Source organism: Pseudophaeobacter sp. A-200-2 (genome assembly GCF_041008815.1).
Classification (GTDB): domain Bacteria; phylum Pseudomonadota; class Alphaproteobacteria; order Rhodobacterales; family Rhodobacteraceae; genus Phycobacter; species Phycobacter gallaeciensis_A.
This window is the reverse complement of sequence record NZ_JAXGFU010000014.1, coordinates 82,592-99,682: the sequence shown is the minus strand read 5'-3', so window position 1 is coordinate 99,682 and position 17,091 is coordinate 82,592. Positions and strand designations below refer to the sequence as shown.

Below are 17,091 nucleotides of genomic sequence, written 5' to 3'. Positions count from 1 at the left end.
CCTCATCCTCAAAGATGCCTCAGTCTCTCCTGAGCGTCTCAACCGTCTTTCCGATCCGTCAGCAGCGTCTCCGCCGCGCCCCGTAGCGCCTCAGCGCCGCCGGTGAAGGGGGTTCTAGTCCCAACTCCAAATACCCGCAACCCTAAAATCAACAAAAACACATTTTTCAGGGAGAAAGATGGAATAACAAGCGAATACAATGATTTAAGTGAAGACATCGCGCCAAAGAACTGCCAGGAGCCGCCCCATGCCTGCCCAGCAGACGGACGCGTGGAAAGACTCACTCGCGACAAAACCCCACATCTAGACGAATGCCACAATGAGACCACAAGACACCCGCGACTCGCGGCAGCGACTCGGACTGATATCCGTCGCAAAACAGTCGAATCCTCCGCGTCGGCGGTTCTGCTAACAACCGACGGACCATCGTCTGCAGTCTGGCAGCGACGTCGGAGGATATGCCCCCCTCCCCTACCGCCGCAGTTACCTCTGCGGCGTCGCGTGAGGATCCACTTGGCCAAGCGGGACCAAATGCGCATAGTGCAGGCATGAAAGCAGCTGCAATCACCATGGTGCACAAGGACTACTGGGCTTTGCGCCAGTGGTACCGACATTATTCCGGCGCCCTGGGGGCTGAGAATCTCTTTGTCGTCGCCCATGGGCCGGACCCGGTGGTGCAGGAGATTTGCCCGGCAGCATCGGTCATCACGATCCCTCGGGACCGGTTGCAGGGGTTCGATCATTGGCGCGGGCGTCTTCTGAACGGAATTCAGCGAGGCCTGCTGGAGATCTACGACTGGGTGATCCGGACCGATGCGGATGAACTGATCTGCGTCGCCCCGCAACTCTGGTCTTCTCTGCCGAAGATGCTGGCCGCACAAGAGGCCAGCGCCATCTTTGCCCTTGGGGTGAATGTCTTTGCACCCGACGGCAAAACCGGAGCTGCGCCCTATGACGGTGTGTTCTCCGGGCATTACAGCAAGGCCTGGGCCGTGCGTCAGCCGCATGACCTGCGGCGCCACGGGGTACAGGTGCGGCCAAGGCGGCTGGCGGAGTTTCCCTATTGCATGCCACGCGGCGTCTATCTTGCGCATCTGAAGTTCGCCAACCGGCAGGCGGCGACCGAGATGGCCGACATCCGAACCGAGGTTGCAGGCGCAGTAGGCACCGGGACCCCCGGCAAGGCCTGGAAGCAAGCACATCAGGAAATGGCAGCGCAATACGCGGCCCTTGCCGATCTGCCACTGTCGCCATGGGAGAAAGCAGAGGCAGCGGCCTGGGACGCGTTGCAATCGCCGGTGCGGGACGAGGGGATCTCGGTCCTGCGCAGCAAGAGCCTGCGGTTTGACAGCCGGGTGCATCTGCCGGACTGGTTTCCGCCCCTGGGAGACTAAGGGCAGAGGCTAACCTCTGCCCTTTCGCTCTTTCCTTTACAGGTCGACCTCGATGGTGCCGTCCTTTTGTGCTGCGCGCGATTGGCACAGGATGACCGCGCCTTTGCGCTGCGCCTTGGACAGGACGAAATCGCGGTGCTCGACCTCTCCGGAAAGGAGGTCACATTTGCAGACCCCACAGATCCCGTCGGCACATTTCACATCGACGGTGATCCCGGCCTCTGCCAGCACATCGGTCGCACTTTTGTCCGCCGGGACGTGCAGATCCCGCCCAGACTTGCGCAGGCGCAATGTGAAGGGGTGGTTTTCATACTCGGGCGCCTCGGGGACCGAGAAATACTCCAGATGCCGCGCCTCCTCGGGAAAGCCCTGGCGCTCGGCGGCCTCAAGCACCCCCTGCATGTAGCGATCCGGGCCGCAGGTGTAGACGTGATACCCTGCCTGATAGCCCGCCAGAGCCTGATCAAGATCGGCCCGGGTGCCTTCCTTCGAGACATGCACATGGACGCGATCCGCCCAAGGCGCCTGCGCAAGATCGGGCAGATATCCCGCCGCTGCGCGGTCGCTTATGGAATAGTGCAGCTCGAACGGGCGGCCCAGCGCATGCAGACGATGCGCCATCGCGATCATCGGGGTGACGCCTATGCCGCCGCCCATCAGGAAGGACTTTGCAGCGCCCTCCTCCAACGGGAAATGGTTGATCGGCTTTGAAATGAAGATCCGGCGCCCTTCGGTAAAGATCCGGTGCAGCAGTTTCGACCCGCCCCGCCCGGCATCCTCGCGCAGAACACCGATCTGATACTTTGACCGGTCGGCGGGATCGCCCGACATGGAGTATTGCCGCAGGAATTCCGGCGCCACGACGATGTCGAGATGCGCTCCGGCGGTCCATTCCGGCAGGTCGCTGCCGTCGGGGCTGCGGAATTCATACTTGGTGACATCGGCGCTCATATCTTCGACCTTGGAGACGATCACCTGCAGCACGGGACTGTCCGCGTCGTTGGAATAGATGTGATCCCAGGCCCCGGTTTCCCCGCGCGCCCGGCGGGATTGATATTCTTCGGCAGTGACCATCGCCTGATAGGCCTCGATCCCGGCCTCCCGGTCCATTGGGAACGGATAGGGCCAGGGGTGCGGCGCCAGCGGCGCGGGATAGACCGCGAGGGTCTGATCCTCGTATTTCAGATCGAGATCCTTTTGCAGGCCGCGGGCATTGACCGGGTGACGAGTCGGGCGATAGCCACCGTCCTCTTCCAGCTCCAGATCCCACCACCATTTCTTGGCCGGGTTCATCTCGCCATTGCCGAGCGCATCGTCCAGTTTCGCCAGCGCAGGCGCCGCCTTGGGCAGCTTCATGGCCGCCCAGCGGAAGGGTTTTTCGGCAAAGATCCCCTCAAGATTCCACGGACAGGTCTTCATGCAGCGCCCGCACATGGCACCGCCCGGCGTGGTGATCCGGTAGGTGGTGCATTTCTGGCTGTCACTTTTCCAGATCTCATAGCCGTTGAACATCAGCTTGGGTCCGGCCGTGATCGCCCCCGAGGGGCATTCGCGGGCGCATTTGTTGCAGCTCTCGCAAAAGGACTGCAGGCCAAAGTCGATCGGCTTGTCATGCGCCAGCGGCATATCGGTGGTCACCACCCCGGATTTCAGGCGCGGGCCAAGGAAGGGATTCAGGATCACCTCGCCAATGCGGCTGACTTCCCCCAGCCCCGACAGCAGCAAAAGCGGCGGTTGCAGGACTTCGCCATCCATCACGGTGTGTGCCTTGGCCTTGTAGCCAAGGTTGCGGATCTGCCGCGCGATCACCCCGCCCAGCAGGGAAAACCGCAGATAGGCCCGCATGGATTGCGCCACCGCGATCCAGTCATCACCCGATGTGCCCTCAGTGGTGTCAAATCCCTGATCGACGATCATGCTGATCGCCTGATCGTGGTCGGGCACGATGGGCGTGCCGGTCGCGTCATGGCTGTACCAGGTCCAGTCGGGGCAGCGGCTGATGCCGACCGCGTCGATCCCCAGCCAGTAGCTGGCCGCCTTTACATTGGCCGCGTTGCGCTCTGCATCCGTGGGGCGCGGTCCCTGCGCGGGCTCACCATCCTGCAACAGGACAAAGGCCCCCAGCATCCGCCGCTGCGCCATCGATGGCGCCGCCTTGCGCGCATAAAGCCCACCGGTCGCGGCCTTCTGATTTGCCTTGCCCATGTCGCCGAACTGGCTGCGGGCAAACATGTCGGCGCGTTTGGGAACGCGGGCCACGCGCGCCTCGTCGATATAGGTGGTCGGCGTCTCAACCCGCTTCAGGGTTTCAAAGGGATGCGGCCCATCCTTGAAATCCCGCGCCGCGAAGGGATCCCCATTCAGCGCCGACCGTTCCGAGCCAACGCCAAGCCACCATTTCGGCCCCTTGGTAGAAAGGCCCGGCTGCTGGTCTTCTGGCGCCAGCGGGCGATCCATCGCAAGATCGAAATCGGTGGTCACCACCGCAAGGCCAAAGCGATCCCCCAGATAGGGATTCTCCAAACGGGAGCCATTCACCGTTGCCAGCCCCGCAGCCACGGCCAACTGATTAAGATCCACATCTGCCGAAGTGCCGGTATGCGCTTTTGCGTCCCAGCCCAGAAGGCGAATGTAATTGGCCAGCACCACGGCGGTTTCGCTGGCCCGCAGGCAGGCGCGGTGATGTTCCGCGTCGTGCAGCCAGTCGCAGCCATCCTCACCCGGATGCGGGTCGCGCGGCATCTCGTAAAGAAAGGTGATCGCACGGGTATGCCCGCCGACCCCACTGGGCGGCGCCTGCATGGCATCGCGCAGATCCGCCATGATCATATCAATGCCCGAAGCCAGCGTCTTGGTCTGCTTGGTCTTCAGATCATGGGCCAGCCGGTCGATATCCGGATTGCGATAGGGCTGCTGCAGATGCGCCGACTGTGGCACCGGGCCGATCCCGACCATCGCAGCATCAGCAAAATAGCCAAACGCCTTGATATGATCCGCCCGCACCTGGGGATCCTCCGGGCAGCCTGCCTGCGCCTTGTTGACCAGTCCATCCCGGATGGCATCCATCATCGCCTGATAATCGCCCATGGCGTTGACGATCGACCCCGGCAGATCCGGGCGGCTGAAGGTCAGCGGCTGAAACGGAGGCACCGCAGTGAGATCCGGCATCCTGCCCCGCGCCAGCCGCTCAAGCGGGAAAGGCCCCAGATGAACGGGCCGGTCACGAGTAGAGAAGAAACGCATCGCCATAACACCGGATCCTGCTGTGAACGAAAAAGCTGCGCAGTCTATACCGCAGGTACAGGCCTATCGGTAGCAGCCAATATCCAATTTCACAGAAAATCCACTTAAGTCGCTGAATAGTTTAAGAACAATAATGAGAGACGCGCCCGGTGGCGCAGCTCTCCACTTCTTATCAGGCCGACGGCCAAGCGACGGATCAGCCCGTGCGGCCGTCGAAACGGCGGACATCCACTCCGCCTTCGGTCAAGCTGGCACGCACCGCGCGGGCCAGAGACACCGCCGTCGGTGTGTCCCCGTGCAGGCAGATCGTGTCGATGGCGGTCGGGATACGCTTGCCGCTTTCGGTGATGATCGCGCCTTCCGTGACCATCTGCAGCATGCGCGGACCGGCCAGTTCCGGATCATGGATCACCGCGCCCGGCTGACTGCGATCAACCAGGGTGCCATCGTCGTTATAGGCGCGGTCCGCGAAGATCTCGCCACACCAGTTGCAGCCGAGATCCCGCACCACCTCTTCCATGGCCGTGGCCGCTAGCACCATGATGATGATGTCCGGATCCACCTCCAGTGCCGCCTGATAGCAAGCCCGCGCCATATCGTAGTCGGTGCAGGCCATGTTGGACAGGGCGCCGTGCAGTTTCAGGTGCCGCACCTCGGTGCCCAGCGCCGCCGCCATGCCACGTGCGGCGCCCAGCTGATAACGCACCAGATTGCCCAGCGTCTCATGCGGCACATGCATCCGGCGGCGGCCAAAACCCTGCAGATCCGGAAAACCGGGGTGCGCGCCGATGCCGACGCCATTGTCGCGGGCCAGCCCCATGGTACGCGCCATCACATCCGGATCGCCTGCATGGAACCCACAGGCAATATTGGCAGAGGACACCACGTCCAGCAGCGCCTGATCATCGCCCATATTCCACGGGCCAAAGCTTTCGCCCATATCCGCGTTCAGATCGACAGTTTTGCTCATGTATCGCCTCCAATGGCAAAGGGGTCGGCCAAAGCAGAGACCGCACCGCTGACAAGTTGATAGGACAGAAGGTCCTGAATATCTGCGGGATCCCGCAGCAGAGGATGGCAACCGCCCGGCAAGGCGCGCAGCGCCCGGTCATATGCGTCCTGAATCTGCAACCCCTCCTCCAGCGAGACCCAGCGGAACCTTATCGACGCGCCCGCCTGCGCCTGGGCCACCTTGGGCAGATCGCAAGGCAGGACTGTCCCGATCCGGGGATATCCGCCAGTGGTCTGGGCCTCACGCAGCAGCACGAAGGGTTTACCGTCGCCGGTCATCTGCACATCACCGGGCACGATCACTTCGGACAGGATGTTGAGCTGCCCGGCAGCCGCAAAGCCCTCCCCTTCAGACAGCATCTCAACCCCCATCCGGTTGGCCCGGCTGCCCCGAGTGAACTCTGTCTCCGCGAAGCGGTGGCGCACATCGGGTGGGAACAACGCGCTCTGGAAACTCTCCACGATGCGTAGCTCGCCGCCCTGAAACCGGTCTTCCGCAGCAAGGGTCAGCCCCGTTTCGCCCGGTGCATCCGGGCCGGCAGGCAACAGATCCCCCACCGCGACTGCCCGGCCCAGCCCCGCCGCCACATGGGCGGACCGGGAGCCAAGCACCGGATCCGTATCGATACCGCCCCCTAGGTGCAGATAGCCATAAACACCGCGCTGGGCCGGGCCGATGTCCAGCCGCTGTCCAGCCTCGATCCGGTGGCTGGCGTTCCACGCCAACGCCGCCCCATCCAGCGTCGCGGCCATCGGTGCCCCGGTCAGGGCAATGCGCAGGGGCGCTGTTGCTTCGAAAGTGCCGCCCATGCCGCCCATTTCCAGCGCGGCCAGCCCCGGATCCTGCCGCAGCAAGGCAGCGCCCTCAGCCAACGCCAGCACATCGGCAGCGCCGCCGCGCGACACACCTTGATCCAGTAGACCCGGACGCCCGCCGTCCTGCACCGAGGCCGCCGGGCCGATTTTCAGCACCTTCAGCGCGTTCATGCCGTGATCTCCTTTGAGATGGCGCCGCCCATGGCTGCATCACTCTCTCGCAGTTTCAGGAAATCAGCGCGCGAGACCGGTTCGAACTGCAACTCATCGCCCGCCTGCAGCGCAAAGGGCGCTTCGGATTCGGGGCGGAAGATCATGAAACCCGTTTGTCCGACATGGCGCCAGCCCGTCGGTGTGGCAGAAGAAAACAACACGAACTGACGGATCGCCAAGACCAGCGCACCGCGCGGCACCATCGGCGTCAGCTCGGTCTGGCGCGGAAGATCCCATTCAGGTCCCAGCGGCCCCAGATAGGGCTGCCCCGGCGCAAAACCGATGGTCAGAACCCGCACCCGCGCCGATCCCAGACTGTCGATGGCCTGCGCCTCGCTCATCCCCGCAGCATCGGCGGCCTCTGCCAGTTGCGGCGCCAGATCGGTGCCATAGACGGTGGGGACCCGCCAGAACCTGCGCCCGGGCGGCAGCGCCTGCTGATACCAATCCCGGGTACTCAGCTCTTCCTCAAGCCGGGCCTGTAGCCTGTGATGATCAAGGATCGCGGGATCGAAACGGATATAGACCGAGGCCAGCGAGGTTGCGGTTTCAAGCACGCCATCAAGGCCCAGCGCCTCAAGTCGCTGACGAAAGGCAAGCGTCGCCCGGTTCGAAGGCTCACTCAATGCATCGGCAAAGGTCACCAGCATCCCCGTCAGGCCGACCGTGCGGATCATTGGGAAATCCGAAGCTACGTGCGAAGTCATCCATGCCCCCTGTTTTGCGCGCAAACGTTGCGGCGCAGGGCGGGAGTGTCAACACAGCAGTTTTACACGTCGCCGGGGATCAGCCCCCCGCGAGGGCACCCCCGCCCCCATGACAGGAGACATCTGCGAACCAGCCAAGACAAGGCGGCGCGTGTCAATCAGAGGGTTTAGAAATCTTCCCAGCGCACAGCCTCGGCCGTGGCAGCGTTACCGACCGCGACCGGCGCGGCGGGCCTTGGCCGGGGGGCGGAAGCCTTGGCCGAGGGGCCTTTCCCAGAGCTCTCACCCTTGGTTTCCATGCCGATATCCGGACGCGTCTTGAAGGACTGCACCTCTTGCATCAGATGCGACGCATCGTTGGACAGAATCTGTGTCGCGGCCGTCGTCTGCTCCACCATGGCCGCGTTCTGCTGGGTCACCTGATCCAGCTGCGAAACGCCCGCACTGATCTCAACCAGAGTGGTGGACTGCTCTGAGGCGCCGGTGGCGATCTCGGAAATGTGACCGGAGATCGTCCCCACCGCATCGACGATTCGCTTCAGTTCCTCGCCGCTGCGGCCGACCAGATCGACGCCAGTGCCGACGTTGTCCTTGCTCTCGTCGATCAGTTGTTTGATTTCACCCGCCGCCGTCGCCGACCTTTGCGCCAGCGCCCGGACCTCTGCAGCAACAACAGCAAACCCACGCCCTGCGTCTCCGGCACGGGCGGCCTCAACCCCCGCATTCAGCGCCAAAAGGTTGGTCTGGAAGGCGATCTCGTCAATCACAGTGATGATCTTGGCGATCCGCTCGGATGAGTTTTCGATCGCGGACATGGCGCCAATGGCATCGGACACAACCCGCTCACTCTGCACGGCGACAGACTGCGTGTTGCCAACAATTTCCTCAACCTTGCGCGCGCCTTCAGCAGCAGCGCGCACGGTCGATGTCAGCTGTTCCAAAGCCGCCGCCGTCTGCTCCAGCGTGGCTGCCTGGCTTTCGGTGCGATGCGACAGATCGGTGGACGACTGACTGATCTCGGATGCGGTCTGCTCCACCGCGAAGGACACATTCTTGACCGTGTTAACGGCCTTTTCCAGCTGTTCCATGGAGCGATTGAAGGCTTTGGCGATTACCACCGTGTCTTCCGAGCTGCGCACATTGACCCGCTGACGCAGATCCCCCTCGCTCAACGCCTGAAGTCCGGCGGCAACCTCCTGCAGGGCACGACGGCGGGCTGTGACATCGGTTGCAACCTTGATGACCTTTTCGGTCACACCATCGGCACCAACCACAGGTGCATAGGTCGCCTGGATCCACACCACCGACCCATCCTTGGCAAGTCGGGGATATTGATCCGACATATTGCGCCCGGCTCGCAGCGCCGTCCAGAACTGTGCATAGTCCCCGCTTGCTGCAAATTTCGAATCCACGAACATCGCATGGTTTTTGCCGACAATCTCGTCGAGCTGGTATCCCAGCAACGAAAGAAAATTCTCGTTCGCAGAGATGATGGTTCCGTCAGCTTTGAACTGGATAACCGCCTGAGTTCGCTCGATCATATCCACGAGCACGCGATCCATTTCCGATCTTTCGGGCGCTGCCCGCGTCCTACCTTTAAAAAACACTCCAGCGCTCCGCGATGAGTTGGATTGGTTGTGTACTGAAAGCTCAAACTATCCGGAAATCTCTATCTAAACTTTAACGCTTGCAGAAAATCCGCGGTGCAAAAGAATAGCTCACGCTTCGACGGGATAGATGCCGACGGGAAAATGCGGCATGCCCGCTCCACTGCGAGAGGGCGTCTCTTCGACACCGAAAAAAGTAAAGGGGAGAAGAGAAGCAGTGGCGGACCGAGGAGGATTCGAACCCCCGACCCCTTGATTCGTAGTCAAGTACTCTATCCAGCTGAGCTATCGGTCCACTGCTGCGGGATTTAAGGCTCCCAGACGAATGCGGATTTACCATTCGTCTAACCTGCGCCGTCCACACCGTTTTCAGTGTTTCAGGTAGTGGCGGACCGAGGAGGATTCGAACCCCCGACCCCTTGATTCGTAGTCAAGTACTCTATCCAGCTGAGCTATCGGTCCACTGGTGGCGGGGTTTAATGTGACCCGCAGATAGGCGCAACCCCAAAAACGAAATTAGTTTCAGCGCACCCGCACGGGCGCGTGAGCGACTTAAAACGCTCCGTCTCCTTTGGGCAGGCAGATCTCAAAAACCGTGCCCTCCGGGCCAGTCTGACGCATGTAAACGGCGCCGCCATGGCCCCGCGCCAATTCCTGCGCGATGGCAAGGCCAAGGCCACTGCCCCCCTTGCGCGCGCCACCCTGGAACGGGGTGAACAGGTTGTCCTGCGCCTTTTTTGGCAGCCCCGGCCCGGTATCGGTGATCCGGATTGTCCAGGCGTCATCCTCTTCGCTGGCGGTGATTTTGACCTGCCCCGGCTTTCCGGTCGCGGCAATGGCCTGGCGGGCGTTGCGCACCAGGTTCATCACGATCCGGTAGAGCTGCTCCTGATCTGCCCGCACGGTCAGCCCGGCCGGGACCGCGGCCACGATCTCGACCTCTCCACCGCTGGCTGCCAAGGTCTCGCTTTCGGCGATGTCACAGGCGATTTCATGCAAGGAGACGAAAGCAAATGTTGGCGCGGGTTCTTCGGCGCGGCCAAAGGCCAGCGTGCCTTCGCACAGGGAAACGGCTCTTGTGATCGAATTCACCAGCTTGGGCGCCAGCCTGCGCACCAGTGGATCCTCGCTGGTTTCGATGCGGTCCGTGAACAGCTGCGCTGAGGTCAGGATATTGCGCAGATCGTGGCTAACCTTGGCCACCGCTCCGCCCAGCTGCGCCAGCCGTTCTTTCTGCTTCAGCGCGTGGGTCAGCTCGGTCTGCAGCTTCATCAGCGCCTCTTCGGCTTCGCGCAGCTCAGTTACGCCTGCGTTTGGCTGGATGATTCCCCGCGCATCCTCGGGCGCGGCTGCATAGCGCTGCATATAGCCCACAACGCCCTTGATCGGGCGCACCAGAAACACCCGCACCGCCATGAACAGCAAAAGCGCCGTAAAGACCGAGATGACCGCCGACAGGATCAGAATACGAACGCCATAATCGATCATCGCCGACCGCAGGGGCGCGGTCTCCATGGTGATTTCGATCAGCAGCCCGGCATCTCGCACCGGCGCGCCAATGACCCGGATAATGCGGTTTCCGGGCGTCACCATACGCGTCATCGCATCGGAAATGAGCGTGAACGGCCCGGCCATGCGCAGATCAAAGGTGCCTTCGATCGGCTGCGGAATCGGCGAGGACAGCACCAGCTGGCGCATCTCGTCCCGGCGCAGAACCACGTTGAAGACTCCGGCATTCGCCAGAAGCTCCTTCTCCAGCTCCGAATCCAGCATGTCGTCCGCCAGAAGCGCCAGCGAGGCGAGCTGCGCCCGCTCCAGACGGTCCGACAGGTAATCCAGCCGAAACCGGGAAATGGAGGGCACGAAGATCAGCACCTCGGCCAGCATTACAAAGACCGTGGTCAGAACCAGAAATCTGCCCGACAGCGTATTCAGCATTTCGCCCCTTCCGGCTTAGGGGATCCAGCGCTGTACGAACCGGACCACGCGTTCAACCTTGGGATTATCAAATAGACGAGGAGAGAAATAGGCCCCCGCGACCCGTTTGTTAACCTCACCAATCGTCGGATAGGGCGAGACCATGGCCGCGACCTGACTCATCTTCATATTATTGGCCAGAACAAGCGACCAGAGGTTGATCAGTTCGCCTGCCTGATGGCCGACAATCGTGACCCCCACCGGACGGCCCTTGACCACCATCGCCTTGATGAAACCCTTCGCCTTGCGCTCAGCAAGGGCGCGGTCGTTGTGGCTGAAATCAAACCGCGCGATCTCCAGCTTGCTGCCGTGTTTCTTCCGCGCCTCTGCTTCGGTCAGGCCGACCTGCGCCAGTTCCGGGTCCGTATAGGTGGCCCAGGGAATATGGGCGGTCTTTGCCTTTGACGGCAGCCCGAACAGGACAGAGCGGATGATCACCCCGGCATGATATCCCGCCACATGGGTAAACTGCAGCCCCCCGGCCACGTCACCGATGGCATAGACGCGGCGATTGGTGGTGCGCAGGCTGTCATCGACCTTGATCCCCGAGCGCGCGGTCTCGATCCCCGCTACGTCCAGGTTTAGCCGCTCCGTATTAGTCTTGCGCCCGACCGCCACCAACAGATGCGTACCTTTGAAGATGCGGCCATCCTTTGCTTCAACTTCAATAGCCCCCACCGCGCCGCGAATCTCACTAGCCAGGGCCTGTTCGACAATCTCAACGCCTTCGGAGCGCAGGTGATCCAGCACCAGGGTTGCGGCCTCAGGATCATCCTTTGCCAGCGCGGTGTCACCTTCGATCACCGTCACCTTGCTGCCCAAACGCACATGCGCCTGCGCCATTTCCAGACCGATGGGGCCACCGCCAATGATCAGCAGATGATCTGGGCGCTCGCGCAGATCAAACAGGGTCTCGTTGGTCTCATAAGGCACCTGATCCAGCCCGGGGATTGGCGGCACCAGCGGCGACGATCCCGTGGCGATGACAATCCGCCGCGCGGTGATGACGTGATCGCCCGCCTCCACCTCGCGCGGAGAAATAAACCGCCCGAGCGCACGGATCACCCGCACCCCGAACCCTTCGAACCGCTCCTGACTGTCGACCGGTGCAATGGTGTCGATCACATCCTGAACATGATCCTTGGCCGCCGCGTAATCCGCCTGCGGCACCTGATCAGCCACCCCGAAGGCCGCGGAATGCGCGGCGCCATAGGCCGCCTTGGCGCTGGCCAGCAGCGCCTTTGAGGGTACGCAACCGTAGTTGAGGCAATCGCCGCCCATCTTGTGCCCCTCCAGAAGGACCACATCGGCGCCCATCTGGCTGGCCCCGGCCGCGACAGACAAGCCACCTGACCCGGCCCCGATGACCAGCAGATCACATTTAATACGCTGCATGATCATGCCTCCGGCGTTTTGCCTGCACCCTTGCGGCGCAGCGATTTGACGATGATTGGCATGGCCGCCAGCACACAGAGCCCCAGAATCGGGCCGATCACATGCGGCTCCCACAGGAGCGACAGGTCGGGATCCTCGCCTCGGTCGAACACGGCGCCGACACCAACACCGATCCAGGTAAAGACGATGGCGCCGGGGATGATTCCCACCGCCGTCGTCCACAGAAAGTTTCCGAACTTCACCCCGACCATGGCGGGCAGCAGATTGGCCACGAAAAACGGTACCGCCGGAACAAGGCGTAACAGCAGGAGCACCTCAATCTCGTTTTCCCGCAGCGCCTGTTTCAACATTTGCACGCGTCCTTCGGCGGCTTCGAAGCGGGCCGAAAGTGTTTCGCCCAGCCCCCAGCGCGCCGCCAGGAAGATGCCTGCTGCACCGATGGTGGCCGAGACCACATTGAGCGTGGTCCCGGTGGCAAGGCCGAACAGGAACCCGCCGGTCACCGAAGCAACAGCGGCGCCGGGAAGCGAAAACACGACCATGACGATGTAAACGGCCGCAAAAACCGCCGCGAGGCCGATCAGATTCTCATCACGGAACTGCAACAGCGCCTCCCGATTGTCCCGAAGCGTGTCGAAGGTAAGGTAATCCTTCAGCGTCACGGCTCCGATCACCGCGACCACAGCCACGATAATCAAAGGCAGGTGCCGCGCGATGCCCGGCTTTTTGAGGTCTGTCATCTTGCTCTCACCCATGTCTTGGCTGTTCGGCAGGGCACGGCCACCGGGGGAGGTTCTCCCCCGTTGATCCGCCTGCCCCGGCGCCTTTTGCTGCTCCGGTGCATTTTTCTATGAACAATATGGCCCCGGCACGAGCCTGACGCATAGCAGTTCACGGGCGCTTGATCACCGGACATTTTTCGTGAGAAATCCACTAGTCCGCATGCGCGCCCTGTAACAATCCCACCGGTTTTCGTGACGCGACAGCGCCGCAGCCCCCCGAATTTTGACATAAATATTGCATGAGGGGACGAAAAGCGGCGAAAACACCGGCCAATGGGTTTGACTTGCCGCCCGATCCCTTCTAATGACCGGGCTTCGAGATTTGACCCCGGGAGGCGATTCCGCGCCCTGCCCGTAGATATAATGTGGAGACCGGAGCGATGAAACGCACCTATCAGCCTTCGAACCTGGTTCGCAAACGCCGCCACGGCTTCCGTGCGCGCATGGCCACCAAGGCAGGCCGCAAGATCCTGAACGCACGCCGCGCACGTGGCCGGAAAGAGCTGAGCGCATAAATCGCGCTCACTGCTTGATCCGCGTTGACGGTATGACACCGCCGAAGGCCCCCAAAGACGGCTCTGCCGACGACCGGGACACGCCTTCGGCGGTTTCCGTTTGTCCAGACGGCGCCGAATCCCCGCAAGGGATCGAGGTGTTGACCAAGCGCCGCGAGTTTCTTGCGGCGGCGCGCGCGCGTCGTCAGGGCAGCAAGGGCATGATGGTCCAGGGTCGCAACCGCCGGGATACCGGCGGCATTCGCGTTGGCTTCACCTGTTCAAAAAAGGTCGGCAATGCCGTTGCCCGCAACCGGGCCAAACGCCGACTGCGCGAGGTGGCTCGGATGATTCTGCCCAGTCACGGCCGCCCCGGCTGGGATTATGTGCTCATTGGCCGAGCCAATGAAACCGCCCAGCGCCCGTTCGAAGAGCTGAAACGCGACCTGATCTACGCCCTGAAGAAGATTCACGGCTGATCCTGTCTGCGGGGCCTTCCCCGGGCCCAACCTGCTTCCTATCTTGATCAGCATGACCTTCTTTGCCCGCATCCTTGCCCTGCCCGTGCGCGCCTATCGGCTGATCTTCAGTCCCTGGGTCGGTTTTAACTGCCGGTATCAACCCACCTGCTCGGCCTATGCGCTGGAATCGCTGGAAAAACACGGCGCGGTAAAGGGAACATGGCTGACCCTGCGGCGAATCGGCCGCTGCCATCCCTTGGGCGGAGATGGCTACGATCCGGTCCCGGGCAGCGATCCACAGCACGAGGCCGAACAAAAGAGCAGGTCACAGGGTTAAGGGGCTGCTATTCCCCGCCCAGTGCCCACGACAGGCACTCTCGGCTCAAAATCTTGTGCCCCGCTTTTTTCTTGGCAAAGCCGTTTTGACAGGCTACGGGGCCGTCATGCTTGATGATGATCTGGACGAAATCCATCCGCTCTTTGCCGGTGCGCCCTCCACCACCGAATTCAAGAAGCTGCGCAAACGCATAGTCCGCTATGCCCGCGAAGCGATTGATCAATACGGCATGGTGGAACGACGCACGGACGGCACCACGCCGCGCTGGCTGGTCTGCCTGTCCGGCGGCAAGGACAGCTACACCCTGCTTGCGGTTCTATATGAACTGAAATGGCGTGGGCTGTTGCCGGTTGACCTTCTGGCTTGCAACCTGGATCAGGGCCAGCCCGGATTTCCGGCAACGGTTCTGCCGGAATTCCTTGAAAAGATGGGCGTTCCGCATCGCATCGAATATCAGGACACCTACAGTATCGTCGTCGACAAGGTGCCACAGGGGCGGACCTATTGCGCCCTCTGCTCCCGCCTGCGCCGGGGTAATCTTTATAGGATCGCGCGCGAGGAAGGCTGCTCCGCAGTTGTGCTGGGGCACCACCGCGATGACATCCTTGAGACGTTCTTCATGAACCTGTTTCATGGCGGGCGACTGGCCACCATGCCGCCCAAGCTGGTCAATGAAGAGGGCGACCTCTTCCTGTTCCGCCCCCTGGCCCATGTGGCCGAGGCGGATTGCGAGAAATTTGCCAAGGCGATGAACTACCCGATCATCCCCTGCGACCTTTGCGGAAGCCAGGACGGCCTGCAACGCCAGCAGGTCAAACAGATCCTGGATCAGTGGGAATCAAACAGCCCCGGGCGCCGTCAGGTTATGTTCCGGGCCCTGATGAATGCACGCCCTTCGCATCTTCTTGACCCGAAACTGTTCGATTTTGTAGGGTTGAGCGTGAAAAACCCATCAGAAACAGAAGATTTGGACAAGATTCCCGTATTGCGTTAACTCCGCAGTCAGAAGCGGATCATAGTCTTTGCATGCACCCCTGTGCAGAAGGTGAAAGGTCCGCTCATGCCAAAACTCAATTCAGGTCTGCTGACGCACATCCGGAGAAAGATCGCTCCTGCGTTGTTCACGCCTCCTGTCTTGGCGTTTCTGCCTGCCCTGACACTGGCGACCTTCTGGATTGGCGGCGAGGCTGCGCTGCTTTGGGTGGCACTCGGCCTTCCCATTCTCTTCGCGGCCCTTGGCGGCTTTGACCGCTCACGTAATCGCGGCACACCCCGGGATAGCATCACCGGCATGATGCTGCGCGAAGGGTTCGAACTGGGTGTGCGCGACGTGTTCGAGGATACCTCTGATACCGGGCTGCGCTCGGTCATCTACATCATCGAAATCGACGATTACAAAAACGTGGTGGATCGCTACGGTCAGGAAGCCGGCGATCAGATCATGCAGCGTTGCGGCGACCGCATCGCCAGCACCCTGCGCAATAAGGATATCGTGGCACGGATCGGCGACAGCAAATTCGGCATCTGCCTGACACCCGTGTTGCAGCTGGACCTGGAATCCTGCGTGCAGCTGTCCGGCCGCATGCAGGCCTCGGTCGAAGAACCGATCTCGCTTGATGGCACATCGGTTTATATCTCCTGCTCCATCGGGTTCTGCCTGCGCAGCCGTGCGCCGGGCACCAAACCTTCCGACTGGGTCGCTGCCGCCGCCACCGCGCTGGCCGAGGCGCAGCAAAATGGCCCCTCGGGCATCCGGGTCTATTCCGCAGATATCTATCACCGCACCAAAGCGCGCTGTAATCTGCGCGACGAAGTTGCCGAGGCGCTGGAAACCGGTCAGATCATGCCCTGGTTCCAGCCCCAGATCTCAACGGATACCGGACGAGTGTCCGGGTTTGAGGCGCTGGCCCGCTGGATGCATCCGGTCCGCGGCCTGATCCCGCCTCATACCTTCCTGCCCGCGCTGGAAGAGGCCGGGCTGATGGAGCGATTGAGCCAGGTCATGCTGTTCCACTCTCTCACCGCCATCAAGGCATGGGACGCGGCTGGTGTGGAGGTTCCCTCTGTCGGGGTGAACTTTGCCACCCAGGAGCTGCGCAACCCCGGCCTTGCCGACAATATCCGCTGGGAACTGGAACGCTTTGGCCTGTCGTCGGACCGCCTGTCGGTCGAAATTCTGGAAACCGTCATGACGGACCAGCCCGACGATGTGGTGACCCGTAATATCGCAGCGCTGAGCGCCATGGGCTGCCGGATTGAGCTGGATGATTTCGGTACCGGCCATGCCTCGATCTCGGCGGTGCGGCGCTTCAATATCTCCCGGATCAAGATCGACCGCTCTTTCGTGATGAAATCGGACCGCGATCCGGAGCAGCAGAAACTGATTGCCGCGATCCTGACCATGGCCGAACGTCTGGACCTGGAAACCCTGGCCGAAGGCGTTGAAACCGTGGGCGAGCACGCGCTGCTGTCGCAACTGGGCTGTGACCATGTTCAGGGCTTTGGCATCGGCCGCCCGATGCCCTTTGACCAGACTCTGGACTGGATCACCGCGCATCAGTCCAAACTGCAGGACGCACCGGCCATTGGACGGCAAAACCCCTGATTTTTGGATTTCCCGGCGCCGGGGGCGGAATGCCGCCCCTGTTTTCCCG

The 17,091-nt window shown here is 61.9% G+C and carries 14 protein-coding genes and 2 tRNA genes; 6 read left to right on the top strand and 10 right to left on the bottom strand.

Annotated features, from left to right (window positions below):
* Positions 1-548: 548 nt before the first annotated feature.
* Positions 549-1,394, top strand: coding sequence for a glycosyltransferase family 2 protein (locus SM766_RS18955; protein WP_368948768.1), 846 nt, complete (start codon positions 549-551; stop codon positions 1,392-1,394).
* A gap of 36 nt (positions 1,395-1,430) precedes the next feature.
* Here SM766_RS18955 and SM766_RS18950 read toward each other — a convergent pair whose 3' ends face one another.
* The 10 genes from SM766_RS18950 to SM766_RS18905 form a co-directional block, all read right to left on the bottom strand.
* Positions 1,431-4,643, bottom strand: a complete 3,213-nt coding sequence (locus SM766_RS18950; protein ID WP_368948767.1) for a 2Fe-2S iron-sulfur cluster-binding protein — start codon at positions 4,641-4,643, stop codon at positions 1,431-1,433.
* Between the two features lie 190 nt (positions 4,644-4,833).
* The gene (locus tag SM766_RS18945; protein ID WP_274831113.1) at positions 4,834-5,607 is read right to left on the bottom strand and encodes a LamB/YcsF family protein; all 774 of its coding nucleotides are present in this window, start codon (positions 5,605-5,607) and stop codon (positions 4,834-4,836) included.
* Positions 5,604-6,635, bottom strand: a complete 1,032-nt coding sequence (locus tag SM766_RS18940; RefSeq protein WP_368948766.1) for a 5-oxoprolinase subunit C family protein — start codon at positions 6,633-6,635, stop codon at positions 5,604-5,606. The genes SM766_RS18945 and SM766_RS18940 overlap by 4 nt, the downstream gene beginning before the upstream one ends.
* Entirely contained in the window at positions 6,632-7,384 is a 753-nt protein-coding gene (locus SM766_RS18935; RefSeq protein ID WP_274869320.1) for a 5-oxoprolinase subunit B family protein, read from the bottom strand. Before SM766_RS18935 ends, SM766_RS18940 begins: the two co-directional genes overlap by 4 nt.
* 167 nt (positions 7,385-7,551) lie before the next feature.
* The gene (locus tag SM766_RS18930) at positions 7,552-8,991 is read right to left on the bottom strand and encodes a methyl-accepting chemotaxis protein (protein WP_420480635.1); all 1,440 of its coding nucleotides are present in this window, start codon (positions 8,989-8,991) and stop codon (positions 7,552-7,554) included.
* A gap of 218 nt (positions 8,992-9,209) precedes the next feature.
* Positions 9,210-9,286, bottom strand: a tRNA-Arg gene (locus SM766_RS18925).
* Positions 9,287-9,376: 90 nt separating this feature from the next.
* Positions 9,377-9,453 (bottom strand) — tRNA-Arg (locus tag SM766_RS18920).
* A 90-nt stretch (positions 9,454-9,543) separates the two neighbouring features.
* Complete coding sequence (locus tag SM766_RS18915) at positions 9,544-10,929, bottom strand: sensor histidine kinase (RefSeq protein ID WP_274834294.1); 1,386 nt, start codon at positions 10,927-10,929, stop codon at positions 9,544-9,546.
* A gap of 15 nt (positions 10,930-10,944) precedes the next feature.
* Complete coding sequence (locus SM766_RS18910; protein ID WP_368948765.1) at positions 10,945-12,363, bottom strand: dihydrolipoyl dehydrogenase family protein; 1,419 nt, start codon at positions 12,361-12,363, stop codon at positions 10,945-10,947.
* 2 nt (positions 12,364-12,365) lie between these two features.
* Positions 12,366-13,103 carry a TVP38/TMEM64 family protein gene (locus tag SM766_RS18905; protein ID WP_335645307.1) on the bottom strand — a complete coding sequence of 246 codons (738 nt, stop codon included), beginning with the start codon at positions 13,101-13,103 and terminating at the stop codon, positions 12,366-12,368.
* A gap of 422 nt (positions 13,104-13,525) precedes the next feature.
* On the opposite strand from SM766_RS18905, the gene rpmH reads away from it, so the two are divergent.
* From rpmH to SM766_RS18880, 5 genes are all read left to right on the top strand, one after another.
* Positions 13,526-13,660 carry a 50S ribosomal protein L34 gene (rpmH, locus tag SM766_RS18900; protein ID WP_008554144.1) on the top strand — a complete coding sequence of 45 codons (135 nt, stop codon included), beginning with the start codon at positions 13,526-13,528 and terminating at the stop codon, positions 13,658-13,660.
* Positions 13,661-13,692: 32 nt separating this feature from the next.
* Positions 13,693-14,118 (top strand): ribonuclease P protein component, encoded by a 426-nt coding sequence (rnpA, locus tag SM766_RS18895; protein ID WP_065271426.1) that lies wholly within the window; start codon positions 13,693-13,695, stop codon positions 14,116-14,118.
* 52 nt (positions 14,119-14,170) lie between these two features.
* Positions 14,171-14,437 carry a membrane protein insertion efficiency factor YidD gene (yidD, locus tag SM766_RS18890; protein WP_368948770.1) on the top strand — a complete coding sequence of 89 codons (267 nt, stop codon included), beginning with the start codon at positions 14,171-14,173 and terminating at the stop codon, positions 14,435-14,437.
* A gap of 106 nt (positions 14,438-14,543) precedes the next feature.
* Positions 14,544-15,431, top strand: a complete 888-nt coding sequence (ttcA, locus tag SM766_RS18885) for a tRNA 2-thiocytidine(32) synthetase TtcA (protein ID WP_065271428.1) — start codon at positions 14,544-14,546, stop codon at positions 15,429-15,431.
* A 66-nt stretch (positions 15,432-15,497) separates the two neighbouring features.
* Positions 15,498-17,042 (top strand): putative bifunctional diguanylate cyclase/phosphodiesterase, encoded by a 1,545-nt coding sequence (locus SM766_RS18880; protein WP_065273587.1) that lies wholly within the window; start codon positions 15,498-15,500, stop codon positions 17,040-17,042.
* Positions 17,043-17,091 lie beyond the last annotated feature (49 nt).

Coding starts and splice junctions, on each gene's coding strand:
- SM766_RS18905 (WP_335645307.1), bottom strand. CDS start 13,103: ATGACAGACCTCAAAAAGCCGGGCATCGCGCGGCACCTGCCTTTGATT.
- SM766_RS18945 (WP_274831113.1), bottom strand. CDS start 5,607: ATGAGCAAAACTGTCGATCTGAACGCGGATATGGGCGAAAGCTTTGGC.
- SM766_RS18915 (WP_274834294.1), bottom strand. CDS start 10,929: ATGCTGAATACGCTGTCGGGCAGATTTCTGGTTCTGACCACGGTCTTT.
- SM766_RS18880 (WP_065273587.1), top strand. CDS start 15,498: ATGCCAAAACTCAATTCAGGTCTGCTGACGCACATCCGGAGAAAGATC.
- SM766_RS18940 (WP_368948766.1), bottom strand. CDS start 6,635: ATGAACGCGCTGAAGGTGCTGAAAATCGGCCCGGCGGCCTCGGTGCAG.
- SM766_RS18910 (WP_368948765.1), bottom strand. CDS start 12,363: ATGCAGCGTATTAAATGTGATCTGCTGGTCATCGGGGCCGGGTCAGGT.
- SM766_RS18935 (WP_274869320.1), bottom strand. CDS start 7,384: ATGACTTCGCACGTAGCTTCGGATTTCCCAATGATCCGCACGGTCGGC.
- SM766_RS18955 (WP_368948768.1), top strand. CDS start 549: ATGAAAGCAGCTGCAATCACCATGGTGCACAAGGACTACTGGGCTTTG.
- SM766_RS18950 (WP_368948767.1), bottom strand. CDS start 4,643: ATGGCGATGCGTTTCTTCTCTACTCGTGACCGGCCCGTTCATCTGGGG.
- rpmH (WP_008554144.1), top strand. CDS start 13,526: ATGAAACGCACCTATCAGCCTTCGAACCTGGTTCGCAAACGCCGCCAC.
- ttcA (WP_065271428.1), top strand. CDS start 14,544: ATGCTTGATGATGATCTGGACGAAATCCATCCGCTCTTTGCCGGTGCG.
- rnpA (WP_065271426.1), top strand. CDS start 13,693: ATGACACCGCCGAAGGCCCCCAAAGACGGCTCTGCCGACGACCGGGAC.
- yidD (WP_368948770.1), top strand. CDS start 14,171: ATGACCTTCTTTGCCCGCATCCTTGCCCTGCCCGTGCGCGCCTATCGG.